19 protein-coding genes, 1 rRNA gene and 1 pseudogene are annotated in these 23,660 nt (G+C 58.4%); 6 read left to right on the top strand and 15 right to left on the bottom strand.

The window, feature by feature from the left end:
* A 5S ribosomal RNA gene (rrf, locus tag ACP7E4_RS26555) occupies positions 1-102 on the top strand; the annotation flags it as partial.
* 103 nt (positions 103-205) lie between these two features.
* On the opposite strand, the pseudogene ACP7E4_RS26560 reads toward rrf, so the two are convergent.
* Positions 206-933 (bottom strand): annotated as a pseudogene (locus ACP7E4_RS26560) (GntR family transcriptional regulator).
* A 229-nt stretch (positions 934-1,162) separates the two neighbouring features.
* On the opposite strand from ACP7E4_RS26560, the gene lapG reads away from it, so the two are divergent.
* Positions 1,163-1,858, top strand: coding sequence for a cysteine protease LapG (gene lapG, locus ACP7E4_RS26565; RefSeq protein ID WP_426118792.1), 696 nt, complete (start codon positions 1,163-1,165; stop codon positions 1,856-1,858).
* Positions 1,859-1,881: 23 nt separating this feature from the next.
* Positions 1,882-3,828, top strand: coding sequence for a cyclic di-GMP receptor LapD (lapD, locus tag ACP7E4_RS26570; RefSeq protein WP_426118791.1), 1,947 nt, complete (start codon positions 1,882-1,884; stop codon positions 3,826-3,828).
* A 1-nt stretch (position 3,829) separates the two neighbouring features.
* On the opposite strand, the gene ACP7E4_RS26575 is transcribed toward lapD, so the two are convergent.
* Entirely contained in the window at positions 3,830-5,035 is a 1,206-nt protein-coding gene (locus tag ACP7E4_RS26575) for an MFS transporter (protein WP_426118790.1), read from the bottom strand.
* Between the two features lie 102 nt (positions 5,036-5,137).
* Here ACP7E4_RS26575 and ACP7E4_RS26580 point away from each other — a divergent pair, with 102 nt between their 5' ends.
* Entirely contained in the window at positions 5,138-6,103 is a 966-nt protein-coding gene (locus ACP7E4_RS26580; RefSeq protein WP_426118789.1) for a LysR family transcriptional regulator, read from the top strand.
* A 46-nt stretch (positions 6,104-6,149) separates the two neighbouring features.
* Here ACP7E4_RS26580 and ACP7E4_RS26585 read toward each other — a convergent pair whose 3' ends face one another.
* The 4 genes from ACP7E4_RS26585 to ACP7E4_RS26600 form a co-directional block, all read right to left on the bottom strand.
* Positions 6,150-6,479 (bottom strand): hypothetical protein, encoded by a 330-nt coding sequence (locus ACP7E4_RS26585; protein ID WP_426118788.1) that lies wholly within the window; start codon positions 6,477-6,479, stop codon positions 6,150-6,152.
* Positions 6,476-7,036 carry a thiamine pyrophosphate-binding protein gene (locus ACP7E4_RS26590; protein WP_426118787.1) on the bottom strand — a complete coding sequence of 187 codons (561 nt, stop codon included), beginning with the start codon at positions 7,034-7,036 and terminating at the stop codon, positions 6,476-6,478. Before ACP7E4_RS26590 ends, ACP7E4_RS26585 begins: the two co-directional genes overlap by 4 nt.
* Positions 7,033-8,226: a PepSY-associated TM helix domain-containing protein gene (locus tag ACP7E4_RS26595; protein WP_426118786.1), complete on the bottom strand. Its 1,194-nt coding sequence runs from the start codon at positions 8,224-8,226 to the stop codon at positions 7,033-7,035. The genes ACP7E4_RS26590 and ACP7E4_RS26595 overlap by 4 nt, the downstream gene beginning before the upstream one ends.
* A gap of 480 nt (positions 8,227-8,706) precedes the next feature.
* Entirely contained in the window at positions 8,707-9,399 is a 693-nt protein-coding gene (locus ACP7E4_RS26600) for an HAD-IA family hydrolase (RefSeq protein ID WP_426118785.1), read from the bottom strand.
* Between the two features lie 313 nt (positions 9,400-9,712).
* Here ACP7E4_RS26600 and ACP7E4_RS26605 point away from each other — a divergent pair, with 313 nt between their 5' ends.
* On the top strand, positions 9,713-11,200 hold the full coding sequence (locus ACP7E4_RS26605) for a YdgA family protein (RefSeq protein WP_426118784.1): 1,488 nt from the start codon (positions 9,713-9,715) through the stop codon (positions 11,198-11,200).
* A gap of 51 nt (positions 11,201-11,251) precedes the next feature.
* Here the strand turns inward: ACP7E4_RS26605 and ACP7E4_RS26610 are convergent, their stop codons facing one another.
* From ACP7E4_RS26610 to ACP7E4_RS26625, 4 genes are all read right to left on the bottom strand, one after another.
* A complete protein-coding gene (locus tag ACP7E4_RS26610; RefSeq protein ID WP_426118783.1) occupies positions 11,252-12,070 on the bottom strand; it encodes a mechanosensitive ion channel family protein in 819 nt (272 codons plus the stop codon).
* 140 nt (positions 12,071-12,210) lie between these two features.
* Positions 12,211-13,341 (bottom strand): mechanosensitive ion channel family protein, encoded by a 1,131-nt coding sequence (locus ACP7E4_RS26615; RefSeq protein WP_414705896.1) that lies wholly within the window; start codon positions 13,339-13,341, stop codon positions 12,211-12,213.
* A 141-nt stretch (positions 13,342-13,482) separates the two neighbouring features.
* Entirely contained in the window at positions 13,483-14,130 is a 648-nt protein-coding gene (cysC, locus tag ACP7E4_RS26620) for an adenylyl-sulfate kinase (protein ID WP_426118782.1), read from the bottom strand.
* Positions 14,123-14,818: a sulfotransferase family 2 domain-containing protein gene (locus ACP7E4_RS26625; RefSeq protein ID WP_426118781.1), complete on the bottom strand. Its 696-nt coding sequence runs from the start codon at positions 14,816-14,818 to the stop codon at positions 14,123-14,125. Before ACP7E4_RS26625 ends, cysC begins: the two co-directional genes overlap by 8 nt.
* Before the next feature lie 628 nt (positions 14,819-15,446).
* Here ACP7E4_RS26625 and ACP7E4_RS26630 point away from each other — a divergent pair.
* Entirely contained in the window at positions 15,447-17,069 is a 1,623-nt protein-coding gene (locus tag ACP7E4_RS26630) for an acyl-CoA synthetase (RefSeq protein ID WP_426118779.1), read from the top strand.
* A gap of 159 nt (positions 17,070-17,228) precedes the next feature.
* Here ACP7E4_RS26630 and ACP7E4_RS26635 read toward each other — a convergent pair whose 3' ends face one another.
* The 5 genes from ACP7E4_RS26635 to ACP7E4_RS26655 all read right to left on the bottom strand — a co-directional run bounded on the left by ACP7E4_RS26635 (position 17,229) and on the right by ACP7E4_RS26655 (position 23,483).
* Positions 17,229-18,575: an MFS transporter gene (locus ACP7E4_RS26635; protein ID WP_426118777.1), complete on the bottom strand. Its 1,347-nt coding sequence runs from the start codon at positions 18,573-18,575 to the stop codon at positions 17,229-17,231.
* A 407-nt stretch (positions 18,576-18,982) separates the two neighbouring features.
* Positions 18,983-19,714 (bottom strand): hypothetical protein, encoded by a 732-nt coding sequence (locus ACP7E4_RS26640; RefSeq protein WP_426118775.1) that lies wholly within the window; start codon positions 19,712-19,714, stop codon positions 18,983-18,985.
* 181 nt (positions 19,715-19,895) lie between these two features.
* Positions 19,896-21,530: a GMC family oxidoreductase gene (locus ACP7E4_RS26645; RefSeq protein WP_426118774.1), complete on the bottom strand. Its 1,635-nt coding sequence runs from the start codon at positions 21,528-21,530 to the stop codon at positions 19,896-19,898.
* A complete protein-coding gene (locus tag ACP7E4_RS26650) occupies positions 21,527-22,069 on the bottom strand; it encodes a sugar dehydrogenase complex small subunit (RefSeq protein WP_426118771.1) in 543 nt (180 codons plus the stop codon). Before ACP7E4_RS26650 ends, ACP7E4_RS26645 begins: the two co-directional genes overlap by 4 nt.
* 16 nt (positions 22,070-22,085) lie before the next feature.
* Positions 22,086-23,483, bottom strand: coding sequence for a cytochrome c (locus ACP7E4_RS26655; RefSeq protein ID WP_426118770.1), 1,398 nt, complete (start codon positions 23,481-23,483; stop codon positions 22,086-22,088).
* Positions 23,484-23,660 lie beyond the last annotated feature (177 nt).

Below are 23,660 nucleotides of genomic sequence, written 5' to 3' on the forward strand. Positions count from 1 at the left end.
AGCATTGGAACCACCTGATCCCATCCCGAACTCAGCAGTGAAACGATGCATCGCCGATGGTAGTGTGGGGTTTCCCCATGTGAGAGTAGGTCATCGTCAAGATTGAATTCCAGAACCCCCGATCGCTTACGCGTTCGGGGGTTTTGTTTTTCTGCGCACCGAATAACGGTGACGCGATGCCAGACGCGCACAAGTCGCGTCCGTGTCAGCTATTACTCTTTTTTGTTTCAGGCGGTCTTGCCGGTTTGGCACTCGGTCGGCTACTGAGATACCGGGTGATGGCTTCCATGGCGCGATTGAGGTGATGCTCGAGCTTTGCTCCACCTTTTTGTCTTTGGCCAGCTCAAACAGATCCCAGTGGTCTTTCTGAGGCAGCTTTTGAAAGCCCATCGCCGAAAGATTAAAGCGCAGGAATCGCTCCTCCTCACTCAGGCCTTGTTCCACCAGAATCATCAGTCGCTTGTTGTGTGCCTTGGCATACAGCGCCATGTGGAAGATTCGATTAAGCCTGCCCATTTCGCTGTAATCGGTTTCGATCTCCAGTTGCTCCACGCAACGACGTGCCAGGGCGAGATCGTCTTCGTCCAGCAAAGGGATCGACTGACGCAGCGCTTCGGATTCCAACAGAATGCGCAACGCGTAGGCGTCCATGGCATCTTCATTGATCAGCGATGCGACCACGGCCCCTTTGTGCGTCTCGACACGCAATAAAGACTGCGCTTCGAGCTGACGCAGTGCTTCGCGCACCGGCATGCGACTGACGCCGAACAAGGTCGCCAGCTCTTGCTGACGCAGCGCGATGCCGGCGGGCAAGCGACCATCGAGGATAGCGTTGCGCAACCTTTCTTCGATAACTGCTCTAGCCAGATGCGCTGGAGGCTGTTCATCGCCGAGAAGTCCGCGCAGAAAGCTTTGTCTATCGAGATTACGCATCACCATACTTCTTTGAGAGAGCTACGGGATGGATCCAATTGACACTAGAACAGCTCAACGTATTGTCAAACTCTGCCAAAGGATTAGTCGTTTCATGGCGCGTTTGCAACGCGGTTGATCCTTCGCACGGTCGCCAATCTATCGAGAAGATGATCTCACCGCGCCATTGTTTTTCTCCGAACGAAACTGCACCATCAAGCGCTAATGGCCAGCCACACGGAATCACTGCATGGCGGCACGATTGGCGTTTGATCAACTTGGCTGCGGGCCTTGTATCGCGCTCGTGCTGGTCGCCTTGGGCTTCATCGGCGCGGTTCATGCTGACTGGGATTTTGCTGTCATCAGCCACCGTGCCGAAGCTTTGTATGGGCCGCTGGGAGAAGGGCGGGAGCGCATCGACGCCTGGCAGAATCTGATGAGCACACGCAGGCAGTCCAGCGAGCTGGAACAGTTGAACCTGGTCAATCGGTTCTTCAACCGCCAGCTGCATTATCGAGAAGATAGCGAGTTGTGGCACCAGCCGGACTACTGGGCAACGCCGGTGGAATCGCTGCTCAAGGGTGCGGGAGATTGTGAGGACTATGCAATTGCCAAATACTTCAGCTTGCGGCGCCTGGGCGTACCCAGTGAAAAATTGCTGATTACTTACGTGAAGGCGCTAGGCCTCAATCGCGCCCATATGGTGCTGACCTATTACGCCACCCCAACTGGCGACCCCCTTGTTCTGGACAGTTTGATTGAGGTGATAACGCCCGCAAGCCAGCGCCCGGATCTGCTGCCGGTGTATGCATTTAACGGCGAAGGTGTATGGCTCCCGGGTGGTTCCGGCAATACAAGGGCAGGCGATAGCAAGCGTCTGTCCCGTTGGCAGGATGTACTGAAAAAAATGCGAGCCGAAGGCTTTCCGCCAGAACCTGAACGATAGTCTGCCCGGAGCAAGGAGCGCCGATGTCATTGTTCAAACAGCTATTGATCGCCATATGCCTGTTTTTGGTCATTGCCTTCAGCGGCAGCTTTTTGATCAGCCTGGAAAGCTCACGTAGCCAATACGTCGCCCAGTTGCACTCCCATGCCCAGGATGCGGCGACAGCATTGGCGCTGTCGCTAACGCCGGTGATCGATGATCCAGCGATGGTCGAATTGATGGCTTCAGCGATTTTCGACAGCGGGTATTACACAAGCATCAAGGTCGTGGACGTAGCCAGTGGGCAATCGCTGGTCCAGCGCCAGGCGCAACCCAATACCAACGCTGTGCCCACATGGTTTATCAAATTGATTGCGCTGGAACCTGCCGGTGGGAGTGCAATTATCAGTCGCGGCTGGCAGCAGGCGGCACGGGTCGAAGTGGTCAGCCATCCCCTGTTCGCTGTGCAGAAGCTCTGGCAAAGCGCGTTGGGCAGCCTGGGTTGGTTATTGATTTGTGGCTTGCTCAGCGCAGTGCTGGGTGGCCTGTTGCTCAAACGCCGGCTTCGACCGCTGGATTACCTGGTTGCGCAAGCCAATGCCATCGCCCGTCGCGAGTTCCTGAGTCTCTCAGCGCTGCCCGGCACCCCGGAATTGCGCCGGGTGGTTCAGGCCATGAACCTGATGGTCGACAAGCTTCAAGCGCTGTTTGTCGAGAACACGCAGCGAACCGAGCAGCTGCGTGTCGAGTGCTGGCAAGACAGCCTGACCGGGCTGGGTAATCGGCGTTATTTCGATATGCAGCTCGCGGAGTATCTGACCTGTCGAGAGGATTCCAGCCCGGGTTATCTGCTGCTGTTGCGGGTCAACGATATGGCAGGATTGAATGAGCGTCTGGGTGGCAATCGCACCGACTCGCTGCTCTTGGCGATCAGCGATCTGCTCGCGCGCCATTGTGCTGCCCATCTTCAGACGCGTCACTTGCTCGCGCGTAATCGGGGCGGTGAATTCGCCGTGCTGGGTCCGGGCATGGGCCGCGAAGATGCGTTGCTGCTGGTTCAAAAGCTGCGAAGCGGACTGGTCAGCCTGCAGGAAACCGGCGCTTCTGATGTCACACCCATCGCGTCGATTGGCTTGGCGGCATTCAGCCCGGGCGACACCCCTTCAACTGTGATCGGGCTGGCGGACCAGGCATTGGTCGAGGCGGAAAACCAGCACGATCCGGGTTGGAGCATGGCACCGCGCAGCGCGGTATCCAGCCCCGAAGACGACCATCACGCCTGGTATCGCTTGCTGGATCAGGCGCTGACTCAGCGCAGTTTTCAGCTGTTTTTCCAGCCGGTGGTGGACACTCGTGATTCCACGCAGGTACTGCATCACAAAGTGCTCGCGCGGCTGCGTGACCCACACGGACAGCTCATGTCGGCCGGTCGATTCCTGCCTTGGGTTGAACGCTTCGGCTGGTCGTCGAGGCTGGATCTGCTGATGCTTGAGTCTGTTTTCGAACAGTTGGCCCAGCATCACAAACCGCTGGCATTGAGCGTCTCGGGCACCACGCTGGAGGATTCGGCCACCCGTGAGCAAGCCTTTGAGCTGCTGCGTCGACATGCTTCGGCCGCCTCGCGGCTAACCCTTGAAATCGACGCCCGGCGCATGTCTGAGCAAGCCGGGTTGCAAGCGTTGACCACGCGCCTGCATGAGCTGGGTTATGCCTTGGCGGTGCAGCACTTTGGCGGCCGCTTCAGCATGATTGGCGACCTCTCAAGCCTGGGGCTCGCTTACCTGAAAATCGACGGCAGCTATATCCGCAACATTGATGTGGAAGTGCCAAAACGCCTGTTTATCGAGGCGATGCAGCGCGCCGCCCACAGCATCGATCTGCCGCTGATTGCCGAGCGTATCGAGACCGAGGGCGAGTTGCGCGTCATTCGTGAGATGGGCATTCAGGCGGCGCAGGGTCAACTTTTCGGGGAGCCTGCGCCGTGGCAGTGAATCAGTTGGAAGTCTGATCCGCCAAGTCCTGGACATCGGGCACCAGCGCCACGCTGCGTCCACTCCAGAAACACAGCATGCCGCCCATGGCGGTAAGTCCGGCGAGGACATAGAACATGGTCGGCGCTGGCGTGTTGATCAGCAAATAGCCACAAATCACCGGGCTTAATGCGCCGCCAAACGCCGCCAGGTTTTGCGCGCCGTAGTAACTGCCACGCAAGTTCTCGGGTGCGATGGTGTCGACGAACAGATACTCGGCGGGATAGATGATCATTTCGCCCAGCGTGAAAACGAACATCGCGATGCACCACGCCAGCATGCTGTGGGAAAAACTGAAAGCCAGCAGGCCGACCACAAACAACGCGGTGCCCGCGACGATCCAGTAAGGCAACTGCTCGCGCTTGAGAAAGCGTCCGATCTGATACTGCAGCAAAATCACCGTCACTGCGTTGCAGGCCAGCATGGCGGACAGAATCTTCAAGGCATCCGATGTCGACGTTTGGGTCACCAGCAGAAATTGCGAGAGATACAGCGTAAACCGCCCATGCACGATCGTGCTCAGCAGGCTGCCGCTGGTGAACAGGATCAGCGTTCGGTCGTTTTTCAGCGTGCGCAGCGTGCTGAGAAAGCTCTGCGGTTTGACCCCGTCGCTGCGTTGGGTGGGCGGAATACCAATCATCAGGAACAGACTGCCGAAGGCGATGGCGCTGGCGATAAAAAACGGCGCCAGCGGCCAGTACCCGGCGATGATCACGCCCAGCATCGGGCCGGTGGCATAGCCGATATTGGTGAGCGTGTAGCGCAGGGAGAAGGCTTTGGCGCGCAGGCCAATCGGCAGGTTCTCGCTGATGATGGCTTTGGAGCCGATCAGGAACAATGCCGATGCCGTTTCGGTGATCACCAGCGTCAGCGTGGTCAGGTACACGTCGTGGGCGAAGGTCAGCAAGGTGAAACCTATCGCGCTGGAAAACATCGCCACGATCAGCAGTTTGCGTTTTTCCAGGCGATCGATGATGTAGCCGCCATACAGCCCGAGCAAGGTTGCCAGGAACACCGCAATGCCCATCAGCAAGCCGACATCCTGTTGATCCAGCCCCAATCGCGTGCTCAGAAACAATGTCAGCAACGGACTGGTAATCGCCCGGCTGACGACGATGGTCAACGAGCAGATCATCAAACGCCGGATAACGAGAGAGTAAGTGGCCACGCGAGGTTGATGTCCTTGAGGTGAAGTTGCCAATCATCGTTGGCTATGTTCGTATCGTGGCTCGCAGCCTGTGGAAAAAGGCAACTGAGGTCAATCAGCTTTATGGACACTCCACTTTCCGGTTCTGGAAACTTGCCCCCCAAGCCCGGAAACCGCCCTCCTTTGTCGCTCAGCGGTATGGATTTCAAACTTTTGCGGGTGTTCAAGGCGGTGGTCGAAGCGGGCGGTTTCAGCGCTGCGCAAAATGAGCTCAACGTTGGCCTCGCCGCCATCAGTAAACAGATTTCCGATCTGGAGATTCGCCTCGGCATGCGCCTGTGCACCCGTGGTCGGGAAGGCTTTTGTCTGACCGAAGAGGGCAAGCTGGTCTATCAGGCCTCCATCGATTTATTCGCCTCGGTGGACAGTTTTCGCGACCGCCTTAGTTCTGCGCAGAATGAGCTGACCGGAGACCTGAACATCGGGGTGATCGACAACACGTTCCAGGACCCCAACTCGCCGCTGATTGCCGCGTTGCGCGTGCTGCATGACGAAGCGCCCAAGGTCAGATTACGCCTGCATGCCTCGCCGCTGGATGACATTGAGCGCGGGATCGTCGAAGGGCGGCTGATCGTCGGTGTTGTCCCGGTTTATCAGCGTCGGGAGGAGTTCGATTACTTCGATCTTTATCAGGAAACCTCAAACGCCTACTGCGCACTGGGTCATCCGCTTTTCGATGTCGATGAGCGCGAGATCGATGTCGATGTGCTGCGCGGCTGTGAAGTGGTCAATCATCGTTATGCGTTGCATGGCGACAAGGCCAACTTCGTGACCCTCGACGGTCAGTCCGCCACAGCTTCCCAGGTTGAAGCAGTGGCGATGCTGGTCATGACCGGGCGCTTCATCGGCTTTCTGCCTGAGCATTTTGCTGCACGGCTGGTCCGTGACGGCGTGTTGCGCGCGCTGCGTCCCGACCTGATCAACATTCGCACCAACCTCAACATGATCCTGCGCCACAACGCCCCCCGCAGCCCGTTGGTCAAAGCGTTCGCCGCGGCGCTGGGGGTTGATTTGAAGGCGTTGGAATAACGTGTTGGAGATTCTATGTTCGCGGGCAAGCCTCGCTCCAACAAATTCAAAGCGCTGGCTTGATCTGCAAATGATCGACTTCCAGAACATGCCCTGCGCCCACATCCATCAATACGTAGAACTCGCCTTTTGGCCGTTTGAAGGTGAACGTGGAGTCAGGGCCGAATTTGCCGGGGATCAGGATGCGTTCGTTGTAGTCGATGACATCCACGGTCACGTCGGGCACGCCGTCACCACTGGAAAAGCCGCCAACACAGCGCACTTGCTGGTCGGGCAACTCTTCACACTTGCACACCAGACCGTGGGCGTAGGCGTTGTTGCCAAGGCCGATCAGGCTGGCGAGAGCGAGCAGACGCAATGGGTTCAAGCGGATCATGGTTTGTCTCCATTCTTGGCCAGCCACTCGATTGTCTTCGGCGAGGCTTCGCTGAGCGGAATAGCTTTCTGATGCACCGAACCGTCCCAACCTTCCAGGGTTATCCACAACTGATCCTCGGCTTGGGTCGTTGTCGGCACTGGCACTTCTGCACCCATCCGGTACGGACTGCCTTCAAAAATCGCCCCGGCCGCGCGCAGGCTGCGAGGTTTGCCTACACGCATGTAGCCGACCTTCACCTGACTGATACAGGCCTGGCAGAGCGCCGCATTGAATTCCTTGACGAAACCCGCCGGGCCGTCCGACTCGGGGCCTTCGTCATGCACTTCAGCAAGCGTCAGGCTCCACGGGCCGACCTGAATATCGCCGATCATCCGTTCGCCAAGCCCGGCATCACCGCGAAAGAAAGCGGCGTTCTTGAAGTACGCCGGCATGAAGCCCAGCGGAATCAGCAGCAGCAGGATATTCAGATGGAAACGCCACTTGAGCCACCAACGTCCGAGTCGAGTGGTGGGCGGGGCAGGCTTTTTCCTGTTGGCGGTGGCGGTCCGGCTCATGAGTTGAGTTCCTTTCTGAGGGCGTTCACTGCTTTCAGGCGCTGCATGTCACGCTCTGGGCGCTTGAGCAATGCGACGGTAGCCAGCGCTGTGCGTTTGCTCCAGATTAGCAGGCCGCTGAGCACCATCATGCTCAGCAGCAGACCGAACACGAACCAGATCATCTTGATCCAGATCCCGCCGAAATCCCCGGTATGCAGTGGCCGCATGGATTCGGTCACGAATTCCAGCTTCGAGTTGTCCGCAAGCAGGCGCTGGCCAATGATTGCGCCGTTGTACGGGTTGATCTCGGCGGTCTGGAACATCAGCGGATACCAGCCGCGTCCACCCACGGTCAGCGGCGCATAAGCGGTACCGGGTAGCTCGGCGAAGCTGATTTCAAGGCCTGGCACTTCACGTTGAGCGACGTTGATGGCCTGATCAAGATTGAAGGTCGGTGGCCGTTCACCGGAAGGCGAAATCGGCACCTCTTCTCGGGCGACAAACATCGGCACGCCTTCGGAAGAGATGGAAATGCGATTGTCGAACAGCAGCGCCTGAATCAGAAACCAGGTGCCGGTGATGGAAATCACCGCAATGAACCAGATCGACCAGATGCCTGACAGTCGATGGAAATCCCCCCAGAAAACCCGGGAGCCTTGATTGAAACGCAGCTTGGGTTTCAGGAAACCCCGCCAGAAACGCTTGTAGACCACCAGCCCGGTAATCAGCGACAGCAACATCGGCAGACCCAGGAACGACACCAGATACCAGCCCCAACTGAAACCATTGGTAAAGGGCACCAGCCACCAACCATGCAGCGCCCGGGTGAAACCGCGGAAGTTGAACGTTGCAGCTTTGCCCTGAATGACACCGGTGTAGGGGTTCACGTACAGCGTGGTCAGCGTGCCATCGGGATTGCTGACGCTGGCGGTCAGCGCGAAGTGTGATTCATCCGGGCGCACGATGTTTCTGATCACCAGTTCCGGGCGCGCCTTGTTGACGGCTATAACCGCCTCGCCGAGGGTCAGCAGTGGGGCGTCATCCGAAGGTTTGGACGCACGCACCTCAGGCTGCGCCAGCCAGACGATTTCCTGGCTGACCACCGCCAGCGTGCCGGTCACGCACACGATCAACACAAAGAACCAGATGGGCAGAGCCAGCCAGCTGTGAACCAGAAACCAGATACGCGAACGCGACTTTTTGGACATGGGGCGCAATCTTGTCTTGAGAGTGACAACCGGTCCGAAAAAACGGACAAGGCCGGTCCCAATAAATTTTGGGCATACCACTAAGACGGATGAGATGCGAAAAAACGACGACGAAGATGCAAGCAAATGTTACATGGGGGGCGTCACGCGGCAAGATAAACCCGTAGGAGGCCCCGTCGATTAGTGAAAGCAGGGCCCGTTGGAGGCTTGCCCGCGAAGAACGATAACGCGGTGCTTTTGGTCCACCGAGGCGTCTGATTCGCGGGCAAGCCTCCAAAAGAATCTACGCAACGTTCGCAATAGGACATAAAGCCGATGCATTTGCGTCTACTGGAATGCCGTCTTCCCGGATAAATCCGGTCCCACAAAACCAGCGCGATCTAGTGGGACCGGCTTTAGCCGGGAAGGCGTCGGTTCAGACAATACATCTGCGGCGCCTGGCGGTTGCCCTCATAGAATCTCCAACAAGACCCGGGCGGTTTAAGCCTTCATTCCCGGCAATCCCCAGACCTCAAGCGGGAAGTCAGCCAGCGACCCCAGCAGCAAGTCAGCATGTTCATACTGCTCGACTGGCATATGTGAATCAGGCACCGCCACGGCATACATGCCGGCGGCTTTGGCAGCGGTCACGCCAAAGGGTGAGTCTTCGAACACCAGGCAATCGGCCGGGTCGATGCCCAGACGGCGCGCGGCAACCAGGAAGATGTCTGGCGCGGGTTTGGCTGCGCCCACTTCCGGGTCGTCGGCGGTGACGACGATTTCGAACAGCTCAAACCAGCTGCGGTGCAGTTCGGTTTTGGCCTTGAAGTAGTGGATCGAAGAACTGGTGCCCACGGCGATGGGAATGTTGTTCTGCGCCAGATGACGCACCAACGCTTCGGCACCGTGCATGGCCGCAGCCTTGGGGAAGCGCTCGTCGAGCATGGGCGCGCGGGTGTCGAGAAACTCGTCCACCGACAGCGGCAACTCCAGCTCCTGAATCACGAACCCGGCAAAGTCCCGCGCGCCACGGCCGATGGTGTGCTGTTTCACGGCCCAGTCGAACGTGCGGCCATAGCGGCTGGCAATCAGGTGGGTGACCTCGGTGTAAATACCTTCGGTATCCAGCAACAAGCCGTCCATATCGAAAATTACGGCCTTGATCGGGCCTCGCTCGCTTTGCAGTTCAGTCATGTTCTCGAATCCTGTTTTTTTCAAACCTGACGTCAGCCTAACGTCTGTAGGAAGGCTATTGCTACCCGCGTATGAATCTGGAGTGGCTGCAACCAAATAGCCATGTGGCTGCCCAACCCCTGTCGAAAAGGAGCATTCGTACACATAACAGGGCAACATCGCTGGGCCGTTACAAGCCGTCGATGATAATCTCTCGCAACTTTTCACCGAGGCGACGCATGATTTTGCTTGGCATGTCTGAGGCCATCAAAACCCGCCCTGGTTCAGGGAAGACTTCTTTCAACATCCAGAAACGGACATCCTCGAGTCGAACATGAATAAATCAGCAGGCATCGCAGTAGGCGTCATCGTCGTCGCAGGAGCCCTGGCCACTGGCGGCGCTTGGTACACCGGCACCCGGCTCGAAGGCGTACTGCGCGACTCGATCCAGAACGCCAACCAAGAGCTGAAGAATTCCCTGACCGGCAGCAACAGCAGCATGACCATCGAGCTGCTCTCGATTGATCGCCATGTATTCAGCAGTACCGCGCATTACCGTTTTGTTGTTCAGGATCCAAACCTGTCCACCGATGGCACCAGCGCCGAGTTCCTGTTCGTGGATCGCATCGAGCATGGCCCGTTGCCGTTCTCTCGTATCAAGTCGCTGAAACTGCTGCCGGTCATGGCGCAGAGCAACTTCGAGATGGAAAAAAGTCCGAGCGCTGAAAAGTGGTTTGCCATGAGCAAAGGCGCCGCGCCGGTCACGGGTTACGCGAGTGTCGGCTACGACCGCGCAGTCAGCGGTAGGCTGAGCCTGTCACCGCTGGAAATGAACGATACGGATGGCACGTTCAGCTTCTCCGGGCTGGCCGTCGATGTGGACGCCAGCGCCGATGCCGAGAAGGTCAAGCTCACCGGCAACATGGACAACCTGAAACTGGACGTTACCGGCCCCGACGGCCAGGTCGTCCTGGGTATGCAGGGCCTGACGTTCGACAGCGGCGGCACCAAGGGAAAATCCGGTTTCTACCTGGGCCACAGCAATCTGAAAATCGCCAGCGCACTGGCTCAGGTTGCCGGTCAGCCGCCCATGCTGTTCAAGGATGTGGTCAACACCAACCTGGCGCAGGAAGACGACGGCAAATTTGCAGCACAGGTCAATTACAACGTCGGCATGATCAACTATCAGGGCAACGATGTGGGCGCCGCGCAGTTGGCATTCAAAGTCAGCAACTTCGATGTCGTGGCCACGCAAGCGCTGTATCAGCTGTACCAGACCAAAATCCTGCCGCAACAACAGGCCGCCGCCGCTGCGGGTGAACCTCTGCAACTGGCGCTGCTGCCTGCTGATCAACAGTTGCTGGATGCAGAAATGGCCAAGCTGCTGGCTGGCAAGCCGCATGTCGAGCTTGAGAAGCTGTCGCTGAAAACCGCCAACGGTGAAAGCCATGTGCGGGTTGCTGTCGATCTGGCAGATCCGGGCTCACTTGATCAGCCTTCGTCCGCTGTTGCGGCAAAAAGCATTGGCCAGCTGGACGCCAAAGTCGTGCTGTCCAAGCCAATGATCCAGGATCTTGCCACGCTGCAAGCGCGCGCTGCCGGTCTGACCGATGCTGCCGCGATTGCCGAGCAAGCCAAGGCTGCCAGCGACATGGTCGGCGGTATGGCGGTGGTGCTGCAACTGGCCAAGGTCGATGGCGACAACGTGATCTCCGACCTGCATTACGCCAATAACATCGTGGACTTCAACGGCGTCAAAATGACCCCGCAGCAGTTTGTCGCGATGATCATGGGCAAGGTTGGCGGGATGTCCGGTCAATAAACCCCGACGTCAGGGCTGAGCGATCAGCATCAGCCCCGATCTCGCCGCGCCTCAACCAGCAGTCTGGAATTTCGAAATGTTGCGCTGCAAGTCCCGGATCACTTCCACGGACTTGTAATACACCGCCCAGTAATGGTCGTTGTGGCAATAAGGTCTGACCGACAGGGTCAAGGCGTCTGCGGAAATGGCCGAGAGATTGATGTCCACTTCCGGATTGGCCAGCACATCGGGAATGCTGCCGATCTGTTGCTTGAGCGTTGAAATAACCGCGTGCTCGTCCACTGAGGCGGGCAGCGTTGCCGTCAACTCCATGCGCCGGAACGGGTTGCTGGAAAAGTTGACGATATTGCCAGCAAAAACCTTGTTGTTGCCCACCATCGTCAGCACGTTATCCAGTGTGTTAATCGAGGTGACGAACAAGCCGATTTCCATGACCGTTCCTGTCACATCCGCCGCGCTGATCAGGTCGCCGACCTTGAACGGGCGCAGCACGATGATGAACCCGCCTGCCGCCAGATTCGCCAGAAGCCCGGACCACGCCATGCCGATGGCCAGGCCCACGGCCGCCAGCAATGCCGCAAGGCTGGTGGTCTCGATGCCGCAGTAACTGAGGATCGCAATGACCAGGAAAATGTTCAGCACCACAGTGATAAACGAACCCAGGTAGCGCAGCACGGTTGGATCGAATTTTTGCCGGGTCAGTGAAGTGCGGACCATATTGACGACGACCCCGATCAACCAGCGTCCCACGATCCAGAGCAGTATCGCGGTGACTATCTTGAGCAGGATCACCACCCCGTATCGCATCGCCACATCAAATAGCGCAGTGATTTTATCGGTGCCGATATTGATGAAGTTCAGATCGTCCATGATGGCGCTCCATGCCAATTTGCTGCATCGGCAGCATCGCCCCAAATGACGCTTGCTCGCTACTGTCACTTCTGACAGGAAGCAAAGTGCCAGCACAGAGCGCAAATCCGCGAGAATCCCGTTGGAGCGTTGTCCACTGCCTAAACCGGCGGCTGACGTGGTACCTCCGTTGGGGTTTCATGGCCCTCGATCTCAGGACGCACATTGCGCGAGGAAATTTCGGTGCGCAGCATCGGCAAGCTTTGCGGGTACTGTTTGGCGATAAACGCAATCAGGCGTTCGCGCATATGGCAGCGTGCGTCCCAACTGCGCGAGGAGTCCGCAGAACTCAACAGCACGCGTAACTGCATCGCCTTGGCGTTGGTGTCGGCGACTTGCAGCACGCAAACCCGACCATCCCAGAGATGCGGAATGTCTTCACAGATGCGCTGCACCTCGGCGCGTAGCTCTTCCACCGGCAGCGAGTAATCCACCCAGACGAACACCGAGCCAATCAGGCTGGAGGTGGCGCGGGTCCAGTTCTGGAAAGGCTTTTCGATGAAGTACTGCAACGGCACCACCATGCGCCGTTCGTCCCAGATCTTGATCACCACGTAGGTGCCGCTGATTTCCTCGACGCGCCCCCATTCGCCCTCGACGATCACCACGTCATCCAGGCGGATCGGTTGGGAAATGGCGATTTGCAGGCCGGCAATCAGATTGCCCAGCACCGGTTTTGCGGCGAAACCCGCCGCCAGTCCAGCCAGACCGGCCGAGGCCAGCAGACTGGTGCCGATCTGCGCCACCGCCGGGAAACTCATGAGAATCAGCCCGGTGCCGAACAGCAGCACCAGCGCGTTCACGCAACGCACCAACACCCGGACCTGAGTCTGAATCCGCCGCGCATTGAGGTTGTCCTCGATATCCAGCGGATTGTGAATCGCCACGGCTTCGCCCACGGCATTGACGCAACTGAGCACCAGCCAGGTGAAGCCGGCGATGACCAGCAAGCCGTTGACGTGGCGCACCGTCGCGATCATCAGCAGATCGTCGGGCGCCGCAGTCCATACCGTCTGCAGGGCCAGCAGCGGCAGCAGCCACACGGTCGGGTTTGCCGCGCGATGCAACAGTTGTTGAGGCAACACGAATGAATTGGCAATGCGCCGCAATACGGTGAACGCCACCCAGCGAATCAACAGAGCGACCAGTACGGCGAAGCAGGCGACGATAACGGTTCTGAGCCACGGCAGGGGCAAAAGCTCCAGCCAGCTCTGGGGCAACAAGTGTTCCATCGATGGTACTCGCAGCAGAAATGACTTTAAGTCGAGCGGAGACTCTGGAGTTGACCTAAAGCCGTCCGCCGACCTCGATGGCGATAGCTGCCTGCAAAATGTGAGCCCTGCGGCTCGGGATCGTTCCCCAGCCCATCAGGCTCAGAAAGATTTGCGCGATAGCACCTGGGTCGCTTCGCGAAACGCAGGTGATGCCATGTCGCCCAATTGCCCGGCCACGATCTGATCGATAAAGGCCTGGCAATCATCGACGCTGGTATCCACGCTGAACTCCGGTTGCAGCGGCGCTTCATACGGGCTGTCGTAGCCCGTGAAGTTCTTGATCCGGCCCTGCTGCGCGGCGCGATACAGCCCTTTGGTGTCCCGCCGTGCGCATTCGCTGAAGGGCGTGCTGACATGCACCTCAATGAACTCACCGGCGGCCAGAGCGTACCTCACGGCATCGCGGTCGGCGCGGAAGGGTGAAATCGCACAGACAACCACGATCAGTCCGGCATCCACCATCAGCCTGGCAACCTCGGCGACGCGCCGCACGTTTTCGTGGCGATCGGCATCGCTCATGCCCAGATCCCGGCAGATTCCCTGGCGCAATCGATCACCATCCAGCAAATAGCTGTGCAAACCATTGTGTTGCAGGGTGCGGTCCAGCTCGATGCCAAGCGTTGATTTACCGGCGCCAGACAAACCCGTCAGCCAGATACAACAGGCATGCTGCTGCTTCATGTCTTCACGTTGCATCTGATTCACCAACAGATTCGGCGCAATGATCAGCGGTTTGCGCTCAGTCATAAGCGAACAACTCATAGTCACGGGCATAGACCTCGCGCACGCGACGGCGGGTGGCGGGAGAGCAAAACTGAATGAATTGATTGTCGGGGGCCGAAGAGCGATTGATATGAGGCAGTTCGGCTTTGACGTGCAGATGAATGCACAACTTGCGAAAATCTTCCTTCAGGGTTTCCTGACGTCCGATGAAATCCACATTCAGATGGCCCATGGCATCTTGTAGAAAGTAATGCTGGGGCGTGAAATGTATCTGTTTAGTTATATTTTCCGTGCGCAGCCAATGATGGACGAAATCATCGAAGCTGTCGTAGCGGCTGACCAGCGCCTGGGCGGCCTTGTCCCGGTCTTGCGTGTTGTTCAACAAGTAAATATAAGCCGACCAGGCGCGTTGTAACGGATCGCGTACAAAACCGAACTTGAAATAGTTCTGGAAGCGCTCGTTAAACTGTTTTTCGTACCAGTAGAGCGGCATATGCCCCGTCGGCGTGCTGCCGAACAAGGCCGTGGCCACGCTGCTGCCGGCACATTTCGGGACGTGGATGAACACACACTCCAGCGCGTCGAACTCCGCAGGGAAGCGGTTCTTGCCGGACAATGTCTTGTTCACGACTTGTCGGTCAATGACCGGAAGACGCTCAAGCAAGAGTTCGCGCTGCGTCTTTGGAATCAACTTCCAGAGGAGGCGGTTCATAAGTAATGACCTGAAGCGATACAGTTAGGAAGTCGCAAGCGTACAACTTACTCAGTCTTGGATGAACGACTTTTCATATTATTTACATTGACATTGGATTGTTAGTTGATTGTGTTCTTGTTGTAAGCAAGTTGATACTTGTAGGAGCGAGGCTTGCCCGCGAAGTTTCCTTAAATTTGGAAATGGGCGGATGTACCAGCCCTTCGCGGGCAAGTCGGATCGCCGCTCGCTCCAACGGGATCTACGCGCGAACGAACTTTCCCGCGCACAACAAAAAACCCGCCGAGGCGGGTTTTCTTCAAGACCATTCCAACATCCTGTCGGTAAGCCCTCCGGGCCATGGTCGATCATCCTTGATCCTGTGCGCGTCCTGCGCATCAGTTGTTGGATCCAATCTTAGGCTTCCCGGCGAGGTGCGCACAGAGCCAATCGCCATCAGCTCGTGTAAGCCTTTCGCTATAGCTGGCGACGTTGGGGCTGCACAAACGGTCTAAAAGCGCAATTGACCCAAAGGAGCCAGCGCAGCGGATGGCAGGCAAGCTATAACGTGGGAGAGCAATCAATTGAAACCACCGGCCCTTCATCTTGCGTGAAGGGTTCAGAGCTAATAATTCGCCAAGGTGCTGACATGTCCATTTATCACCAGGGGCTCGATAAGGGCCCGGCCAACCATATCGCGCTGACGCCGCTGAGCTTTATCGAGCGGACCGCCGCGACCTATCCCGATTATCCAGCGGTGATCCATGGCGCGATTCGGCGCAACTGGGCGCAAACCTACACGCGCTGCCGACAACTGGCTTCGGCCTTGAGCCAGCGCGGCGTAGGAGAAGGCGACACGGTAGCGGTGATGTTGCCGAATATTCCGGCGATGCTCGACGTGCATTTCGGCGTGCCCATGCTTGGGGCCGTACTCAATACCCTGAACGTGCGCCTGGATGCACCGACTATCGCCTTCATGCTCAAGCACGCCCAGGCCAAAGTCTTGATCGCCGACCGCGAGTTTCACGCGGTGGTGCGCGACGCCCTGGCGCTATTGGACAACCCGCCGTTGCTGATTGACGTTGACGATCCTGAATACGGCCAGGGTCAGCAGCTCAGCGATCTGGACTACGAAACGCTGCTTGCTGATGGTGATCCCGAGTTCGAGTGGCAATGGCCGCAGGATGAATGGGCACCTATCTCGCTCAACTACACATCCGGCACCACCGGCGACCCCAAAGGCGTGGTGTATCACCATCGCGGTGCGTTTTTGAATGCCATCGGTAATCAGATGGCCTGGGGCATGGGTTTGCATCCCGTGTATTTGTGGACCTTGCCGATGTTCCATTGCAACGGCTGGTGCTACCCGTGGACCATCACTGCCCAGGCCGGAACCCATGTGTTTCTGCGCCGGGTCGACCCGCAGAAAATCATCAGCCTGATCCGCGAGCATCGCGTCAGCCATATGTGCGGCGCGCCGATTGTGCTCAATGGCCTGGCGAATTTACCGGACGTTGCCGATATCAGCTTCGAGCATCCGGTGCATGCGATGACCGCGGGTGCCGCGCCGCCGGCTAAAGTCATCGCGTCGGTCGAAGCTATGGGCATCTGCATCACCCACGCATACGGCCTGACCGAGACCTACGGCCCGGTCACCGTTTGCGCCTGGAAAGCCGAATGGGAAGAACTGGCCGCCGACGACCGTGCCACGATCAAGGCCCGCCAAGGCGTGCGCTACCCGACCCTGGAAGGGGTGATGGTCGCCGATCCGTTGACCCACCAACCGGTGCCAAAAGACGGCACGACTATTGGCGAAATCTACATGCGCGGCAACACGGTGATGAAGGGCTATCTCGGTAACCCGACAGCCACCGAGCAGGCTTTCGATGGCGGCTGGTTTCACTCCGGCGACCTGGCGGTCTGGCACCCGGACGGCTATCTGGAAATCCGTGACCGGCTCAAAGACATCATCATTTCCGGCGGCGAAAATATCTCGACCATCGAAGTCGAAAGCACGCTGTATCGACATCCCGCCGTCCTTGAAGCGGCCGTGGTTGCCAAGCCCGACGAAAAATGGGGCGAAACACCCTGCGCTTTCGTCACCCTGAAACCCGGCCATGAAGCCGTTACCGAAGCGGAAATCATCCAGTTCTGCCGCGAACGCATGGCAGGCTTCAAAGTCCCGAAAACCGTGGTCTTCGCCGCCCTGCCAAAAACCTCGACGGGCAAGATCCAGAAGTATTTATTGAGGGAGTGGGCGAAGGGCGATTGACGATTTTGTGGGAGCGACCACACCTATCCATCTGGCCTGACGAGGATCCGTGGGACCGGATTCATCCGGGAAGGCGGTATTCCTGACGAGGAAAATGCAGTGGATGTACCGACCTTTTCCCGGATAAATCCGGTCCCACGTGGGATTTCTTGCAACTCTTTACTTGCTGTCACTCGCATGCGCCCAGCGTTTATCAAGGCGCGGGATGCTGATGCGGATTTTGCGTTTGATCCTGGTCAGGTTGGGTTCCCAGACGGGCTCCGGATCTTGCAGGAACGCGGTCATCACGGCACTCAGCGCGTACAACCCGGTGAATGCCCAGACCACGCCTTCCAGGCCAAAGCTGTCTTGAAATATCGCAACCACGGCCGGGCCAACCCAGGTCGATGCGCCTGCACCCAAGCTCAATACCGAGAGCGCTGCGGCCTTGTTCTGCGGGGCGAGGGCCGGGGCCAGTGCCGAGAGAGGCACGAAGCAGGCCAGCGTCAGGCCGTAGAAGGCACCGAATACCGAGGCAATCAGGAAGTCATGGGGGAAGGCTTGCGGCATGAAGAAGAACAGCGGCGTGCTGATCGTGCTGCCGACTGCGCCCAGCCAGAGGATGGTGTTGCGATAGCCGAACCGGGTGCTGATGACGCTTGAGCCAAGGTTGCCGATGATGTTGAACACGAAAACGATGGTCAGCAGGCGCAGCCACTCTTCGAGGGTGAAACCGACGGTGTGCATGAAGAAGCCCGGCATGACCACCAGAAACCCGAACATCGACGACGTGTTGATCACACGTATCAGACCGGCTAGAGACACCTTGGGTACTTTCCACATAATGGTGATGTTTTTCGCCATCGACACCATCGGTCTTTCACCTTCGGGCGCCAGACGCTGCATGCCGTGAGCTTCACGCATGCCGACCAGGCCAATCACACCGCCAATAACCACCAGGGCGAAGGACAGCCAGAACGTTTGCATCGCGCCAATCAGCGGGATGCTGATGCTTGCCACCAGCGAACCCAGGGTCGGCAAACCGGCGGCATAAGCCACCCAGAACCAGCCCACGGCCATGCCCATTTTGCGCGACGGCGTGGCGGCGGCGATCCAGACCAGAAAGCCATAAGCAAACAGCGGATAACCGAAACCGCGCAGGCCGTAAGTCAGCAGGATCATCGAGTAGCTGAGTTCTTGCAGGCCATAGATCAGGAACAAGACTTCGAAGGCGCTCCAGATAATCAGGCCGAGCAGCATGACGCGCTTGGGGCCCCAGATATTCGAGAGTGCGCCAGCCAGCCAGGACGAGATGCCAACAGTGATGCCGTAGGTGGTGAACACCATGGCGATTTCATCGGCGGGCATGCCGCGTTCGCTGAGAAAAGGGGAGAGGTAACCGAGCTCGACGCCATCGCCGATCATGAAGATCAACAGGCCAACGAAGCCCCAGAACATGGGATAGGGAATGCCGGTTTTAGCGCAGAATCTGGCGAGTGCGGTGTTCGGAGTGGATTGATCGCTCAATTTCCCGGTCCTTCTTTTGGGTACAGCACGGCGTTTGGTGACGCCGCATGAATGGCCTCGATGAGGTTGATAGGCAGGATTGACCAACGCGCAGCTCGCAAGTGAGCGAGCAGAACGGTCGGACTTTTATCGGATGCAGGATCGCCGGAATACGACTTTATTGACCCATGAATCTATGTTTTTTATAGATTTTCGAGCCCTTTTGCCTTTCTTTTATCCCATGTGAAAGTCATGGTGGCAACCGCATGAGCGAGCGCCACCTGTGACCGGATGTCGCACTCGTATGGACATGGCGCCCTGTTTTTGGGGGCTAAGCCGTTACAAAAGATTTCGAAAAAAAGTGAAGAAAAAATCACATTGAGGGTGATGTACGTAGCTCTAACGCGCAAGGCAGACGTCTGCAAGGCTCAACTCAACGGATTGAAGCCGTCTGCGGCGCTGCAAAAACGTTGCTTGATCGCCAGACTGAAATCCGCGCGGTCCTTGCTTGCACGCGCCGACCATTCCCGGCATTTTTCCCGGAAATACACTTTGGCGCCTTTGCGGCATTCCCGGTATTCAATCGACCCGCGCCGATAGTTGGCGCAGACGCTGGTGCCGTCGATGCGATCGTCGATAACCGTCCATTGGGCAGCGTAGGTGCGCTTGCCGTCCCATTGCCAAACGGTGTCCCTCTCAACGTTCTGAGCAATCACGCGTTTGGTGCGCGCTGGCTGTTGCTCGGCCTTGTAGCTGGCCAGGTATGAGGCGGAAACCATGCCCTGAGCGACTTCTTTTTGGCTGGCACGAGGGAACTGGCCATAGCGGCAAGTGGCAACAGCTTCGTCGATGATATTGTCCGGCTTGATGCACTCGGCCAAGGGCTTGGGAAGGAGCAGGGCGTCGGCGGTATAGATCGGTGGCACGGGGCTGGAGACGGCGGAAGGGCCGGGCGCGATGCGAGCCTGAGGGATCAGCTGCGGAACCGGGATGTGGCGGCTGAACAGGTAGCCGCTGACCGTCGCAAACAGCAGCAGCGCGAAGACATTGCGCAAAAGGTTGGACGCATTCGTCGGGCGACGTCGGCGCGCACGCGGAGTCAGATCATCATCAGCGCTGAAACGCTCATATGAATCAGGGTCATCCTTGCTCGTGTCCATACAGCCGTCCTTGATAGGCCGCGCATCCATTGCGCTTCGGGGCAAAGGTTAGACCGGATAGAGGCTTATTGCCAGTATCGCATTGATTCGTTGGAGCGAGGCTTGCCCGCGAAGAGCTTAACGCGGTGTGCTGCAAGTCCGAGTCGTCCCGTTCGCGGGCGAGCCTCGCTCCAACGGACCTTTAAACCTCCTTCAACAACGCATCCGCCACCCGCAGGCTCAGCGCGGCGCCGGTCAGGGTCGGGTTCACGCAGGACGACGACGGCATGACGCTGGTGCCGGCGATGAACAGATTGTGGTGGTCGTGGGTGCGGCAGTCACGGTCGACGACGGAGTTCTTCGGGTCGTCGCCCATGATCGTCGTGCCCATGATGTGCTGGCGATTCTGGAAGCCGACGTCAGTGCTGAGGATGTCGGCATCGAGCAGTTTGGCGAACTGCTTGAAGTCTTCCAGCGCCTTCTCTTTACCGGCGTGCCAGTAGTCCGGAACGCTGTAGTAGATCTCCGGTACCGGCAAGCCAATCGCATCGAATTTGGTCTTGCTCGGCGTGACGCGGTTTTCCGGCAGCGGCAGGGTTTCGAAGTCCACTGCCCAGTTCAGCGAGCGCGCCGATTGCAGACGAATCTGCTCGTCGAGTTTCGAACCCAGCACGCCCTTGGAGATCAGCGTCGAGGTGATCTGTGAAGTCGGCACCGTGTTGCGCACCTTGATCTTGTAGCCGGGATAATCCTTGCGGAACGCACCGTCGCGGCTATTCAGATACACCAGCAACTGCGTCGGACCTTCGCCGGGCCACATGTCTTCCTTGGTCATCACGTTCATGCTGATGCCGGTGTGGTCCATCAGGTTGCGACCAACCTGATCCGACGAGTTGGCGATGCCATTCGGGTATTTATCGGACGTGGACATCAGCAACAGCTTCGGCGATTCGATGCCGTAGGCGGCCAGCACGAAATAGCGCGCGGTCAGTTTGTGTTGGGACTTGTCCGGGCGCATGTACCAGATCGCGGTGATCTTGCCATCGTCGCCTGCTTCGACTTTGTACACCACCGAGTTCTCCAGCACTTTCGTGCCGTGGCGCTCGGCTTCGTCGATGTGCATGGAGCCGTCGTACTTGGCGGCAATCGGGCACACCGGGTTGCAGTTGTTGTTGCCCGCGCACGGCGGACGCTTGCCGTAAGGGCGAGTGGCGCGGCCGTTGGGTTCCAGAATCGCGTTGTAGCCGCCTTTGCCCAGCAGCTCAGTCAGGCGCTTGAACATGTAGCTCGGTTTGAGCCCTTCCATCGGATACGGAATCGAACGTGGCGGATAAGCCGCGCCACCCTGACCACTTTCATCCTGACCATCCACGCCCGACACGCCCAGCTCGGTTTCGGCACGGGCGTAAAACGGTTCCAGCTCGTCGTAACTGATCGGCCAGTCGCGGCCACGGCCGTACAAGGAATTCAGGCGAAAATCGTTGGGCAGCATGCGCCACAGCGACGAACCGAAGTGCCAGGTGGTGCCGCCCACCACGCGCAAGTACGAGGTGTTGTATTTCACCGGGCCGACTTGTTGCAGGTAATCGCCATAGGTGGACGGCGCGTGCGGCAGGCTCGGATAAGGCGAGCCGGCACCTTGCAGCTTGGCATTGGCCAGGGACAATTTGATCGGCGCATTGCGGAAGGTTTCGACCACGTCGCGTCGATTAACCCGAGGACCGGCTTCCAGCACGATCACCGATTTGCCCGCTTTGGACAGCTCACTGGCGATCAGGCCGCCCATGACGCCGGAGCCGATGATGACCACGTCGGCGTCGAAATCAGCGTTGCTCATAGTCTGGAATCCTTTGTATCTGCTGGTTTTGCGCCCCATGTAGCCGGGCCGCCACCGTAAGTGGGGATGATCAGCGTGGCGTGGGTCGGTTGGTACATCATGGCTTCGGAGTAACTGACCATTTCCGCGTCAGCGCCTTCGCCGACGATGCCCAGGTACCAGGCGGAAATGATGCTGACAGCCGTGGCTTTGAGCGACGGATCGGCGTCGGGCAGCGCCAGATACTCATCGACGTGTTTGAGCTGCTTATCGGCGATCAACTGCTTCAGAGTCGTCACGTTCCCGGCAAAGTTCGGCGCGCGCCGGGCCAGAGCCGCGTAATAGCGCGACGCCAGAACCGGGTTGGCCGGACGGCTGACCAGAAACTGCGAAAGCGCGATGAAATCGGCGGTCGGCGCATCGGCGGCCAGCACCGATTGCCAAGGCAGCACGCTGCCCACCAGCGTCATCAGGCCCAGCGTTACCGAGCCGCGCAGCAGGTTGCGGCGCGACAAGCCCATTGGCGTTGCAGATTCAGTCGCGGTCTGCTTGTTGCTCATTGAGGTATCCATTTGCTCAAGCTCCCTTGCGACGGCGGGCGAACATCCACACCACCAGGCCGATCAGCAGGCATACGAGAATGATTGCCGGGATCGTGAATTTGGCCAGCACGGCAAGCGGCGCCTTGGGGCCGCCTTCGCGACTCTGGGCGACATCGGCAGCCGTGACTTTCAGCTCTGAATTGCCATAGCGCGACAGCACGTAGTTGCTGACGTCGGCAATCTGTTGGTCATTGAGGCGATCAGTGAACAGCGCGTCAGGCCCGAAAGCCGGCATGTCCACAGCAACGCCATCAACGGTGCGATGCACACCGTAAACGATGGTCGCGATCAGGTTGTCCGCGCGCGTGGTGGCGGTGTTGTTGAACAGCGACGGGTATTCCTGGGTGCCTTGGCCATTGGCCTGGTGGCAGTTGGCGCAAGTGCCGCTGAAGATATGCCAGCCCGGATTGTCTTCTGGCTTGGTGCCGCGCAAGGTCAGCTCATCGGTGGAGGCCGCGCCGAATTCGTGACGAGCTTTGTTCTCGCCGGATTTGACCGCTGGCGTTTGCTGCAGATAGGCCGCAATCGCCTTCAAATCGCTGTCGCCCAGATATTGCAGGCTGTGCTCGATCGCCTCGGCCATCGGCCCAGCCGCTTGCGCCTTGCCAGCCACGTGACCGGTGCGCAGATAAGCGACGATTTCCTCGTTGGACCAGGCGCCGATACCGCTGATCTTGTCCGAACTGATGTTCGGCGCGTACCAGCTGCCCAGCGAACTGCCGCCCAGTGGTTTGCCATTATCGGCGCCCATCAGGAAATTGCGCGGCGTGTGGCAGGTGTCGCAGTGGGCGAGGGCGTTGACCAGATAATCCCCACGGTTCACTTCAGCGGACTTGCTCGCGTCCGGCTTGAAGCGGGCGTCGCTGTGGAACAGCAGATTCCAGCCAATCATCGAAGCACGAATGTTGAACGGGAACGCCAGCGCGGTCTTCGGCGAAGGCGTGTCGACTGGCTGCACTTCCTTCATGAAGTAGTCGTACAACGCAGCGATATCGCTATCGGTCATCTTCGCGTAGGACGTGTACGGCATCGCCGGATACAGATGAGTGCCGTCCGCCGCCACGCCGTCACGCACCGCGCGGGCGAACTGCTCGTTGGAATAGTTGCCGATGCCAGCCGTTTTCGACGGGGTAATGTTCGTCGAGTAAATCACCCCCATCGGCGAGCTGAGCGGATAACCGCCCGCAAAAGGCTTGCCTTCGGGCGCGGTGTGGCAGGCGACACAGTCGGCGGCGACCGCCAGACGCTTGCCGGCAGAAGCCGTGGCCTCCAGTTCCTGGCCAAAGGCCGATCCCGCCATGCAGACGAGCAGGCACAGCAATCCAGCAAAGGCCTTGGGCAGGCCTCGTCCTTCACGAGCGTAACGTGACATTTGTTTACCTTAGGCAGTTGCGGCCTGGCTTTTCGAGGTTCGGATTCGGCTAACGCGCTTGGTCAGAACCAACGCCCACGGTGGCATCGGCTCAGCGCATGCGACAGGGTGTCGCACAAAACGAGGGGAATGTTTCACATCGCGAAACATTCGGCAACATCTAAAACAGGCAAAGTG

The organism is Pseudomonas sp. DSP3-2-3 (genome assembly GCF_049898225.1).
Taxonomy (GTDB): Bacteria; Pseudomonadota; Gammaproteobacteria; order Pseudomonadales; family Pseudomonadaceae; genus Aquipseudomonas.

What these genes read in the sequence shown, in the direction of transcription:
- lapG (WP_426118792.1), top strand. Translation starts at nt 1,163, where the DNA reads ATGGCGGCACGATTGGCGTTTGATCAACTTGGCTGCGGGCCTTGTATC.
- lapD (WP_426118791.1), top strand. Translation starts at nt 1,882, where the DNA reads ATGTCATTGTTCAAACAGCTATTGATCGCCATATGCCTGTTTTTGGTC.
- ACP7E4_RS26580 (WP_426118789.1), top strand. Translation starts at nt 5,138, where the DNA reads ATGGACACTCCACTTTCCGGTTCTGGAAACTTGCCCCCCAAGCCCGGA.
- ACP7E4_RS26585 (WP_426118788.1), bottom strand. Translation starts at nt 6,479, where the DNA reads ATGATCCGCTTGAACCCATTGCGTCTGCTCGCTCTCGCCAGCCTGATC.
- ACP7E4_RS26590 (WP_426118787.1), bottom strand. Translation starts at nt 7,036, where the DNA reads ATGAGCCGGACCGCCACCGCCAACAGGAAAAAGCCTGCCCCGCCCACC.
- ACP7E4_RS26595 (WP_426118786.1), bottom strand. Translation starts at nt 8,226, where the DNA reads ATGTCCAAAAAGTCGCGTTCGCGTATCTGGTTTCTGGTTCACAGCTGG.
- ACP7E4_RS26600 (WP_426118785.1), bottom strand. Translation starts at nt 9,399, where the DNA reads ATGACTGAACTGCAAAGCGAGCGAGGCCCGATCAAGGCCGTAATTTTC.
- ACP7E4_RS26605 (WP_426118784.1), top strand. Translation starts at nt 9,713, where the DNA reads ATGAATAAATCAGCAGGCATCGCAGTAGGCGTCATCGTCGTCGCAGGA.
- ACP7E4_RS26610 (WP_426118783.1), bottom strand. Translation starts at nt 12,070, where the DNA reads ATGGACGATCTGAACTTCATCAATATCGGCACCGATAAAATCACTGCG.
- ACP7E4_RS26615 (WP_414705896.1), bottom strand. Translation starts at nt 13,341, where the DNA reads ATGGAACACTTGTTGCCCCAGAGCTGGCTGGAGCTTTTGCCCCTGCCG.
- cysC (WP_426118782.1), bottom strand. Translation starts at nt 14,130, where the DNA reads ATGACTGAGCGCAAACCGCTGATCATTGCGCCGAATCTGTTGGTGAAT.
- ACP7E4_RS26625 (WP_426118781.1), bottom strand. Translation starts at nt 14,818, where the DNA reads ATGAACCGCCTCCTCTGGAAGTTGATTCCAAAGACGCAGCGCGAACTC.
- ACP7E4_RS26630 (WP_426118779.1), top strand. Translation starts at nt 15,447, where the DNA reads ATGTCCATTTATCACCAGGGGCTCGATAAGGGCCCGGCCAACCATATC.
- ACP7E4_RS26640 (WP_426118775.1), bottom strand. Translation starts at nt 19,714, where the DNA reads ATGGACACGAGCAAGGATGACCCTGATTCATATGAGCGTTTCAGCGCT.
- ACP7E4_RS26645 (WP_426118774.1), bottom strand. Translation starts at nt 21,530, where the DNA reads ATGAGCAACGCTGATTTCGACGCCGACGTGGTCATCATCGGCTCCGGC.
- ACP7E4_RS26650 (WP_426118771.1), bottom strand. Translation starts at nt 22,069, where the DNA reads ATGAGCAACAAGCAGACCGCGACTGAATCTGCAACGCCAATGGGCTTG.
- ACP7E4_RS26655 (WP_426118770.1), bottom strand. Translation starts at nt 23,483, where the DNA reads ATGTCACGTTACGCTCGTGAAGGACGAGGCCTGCCCAAGGCCTTTGCT.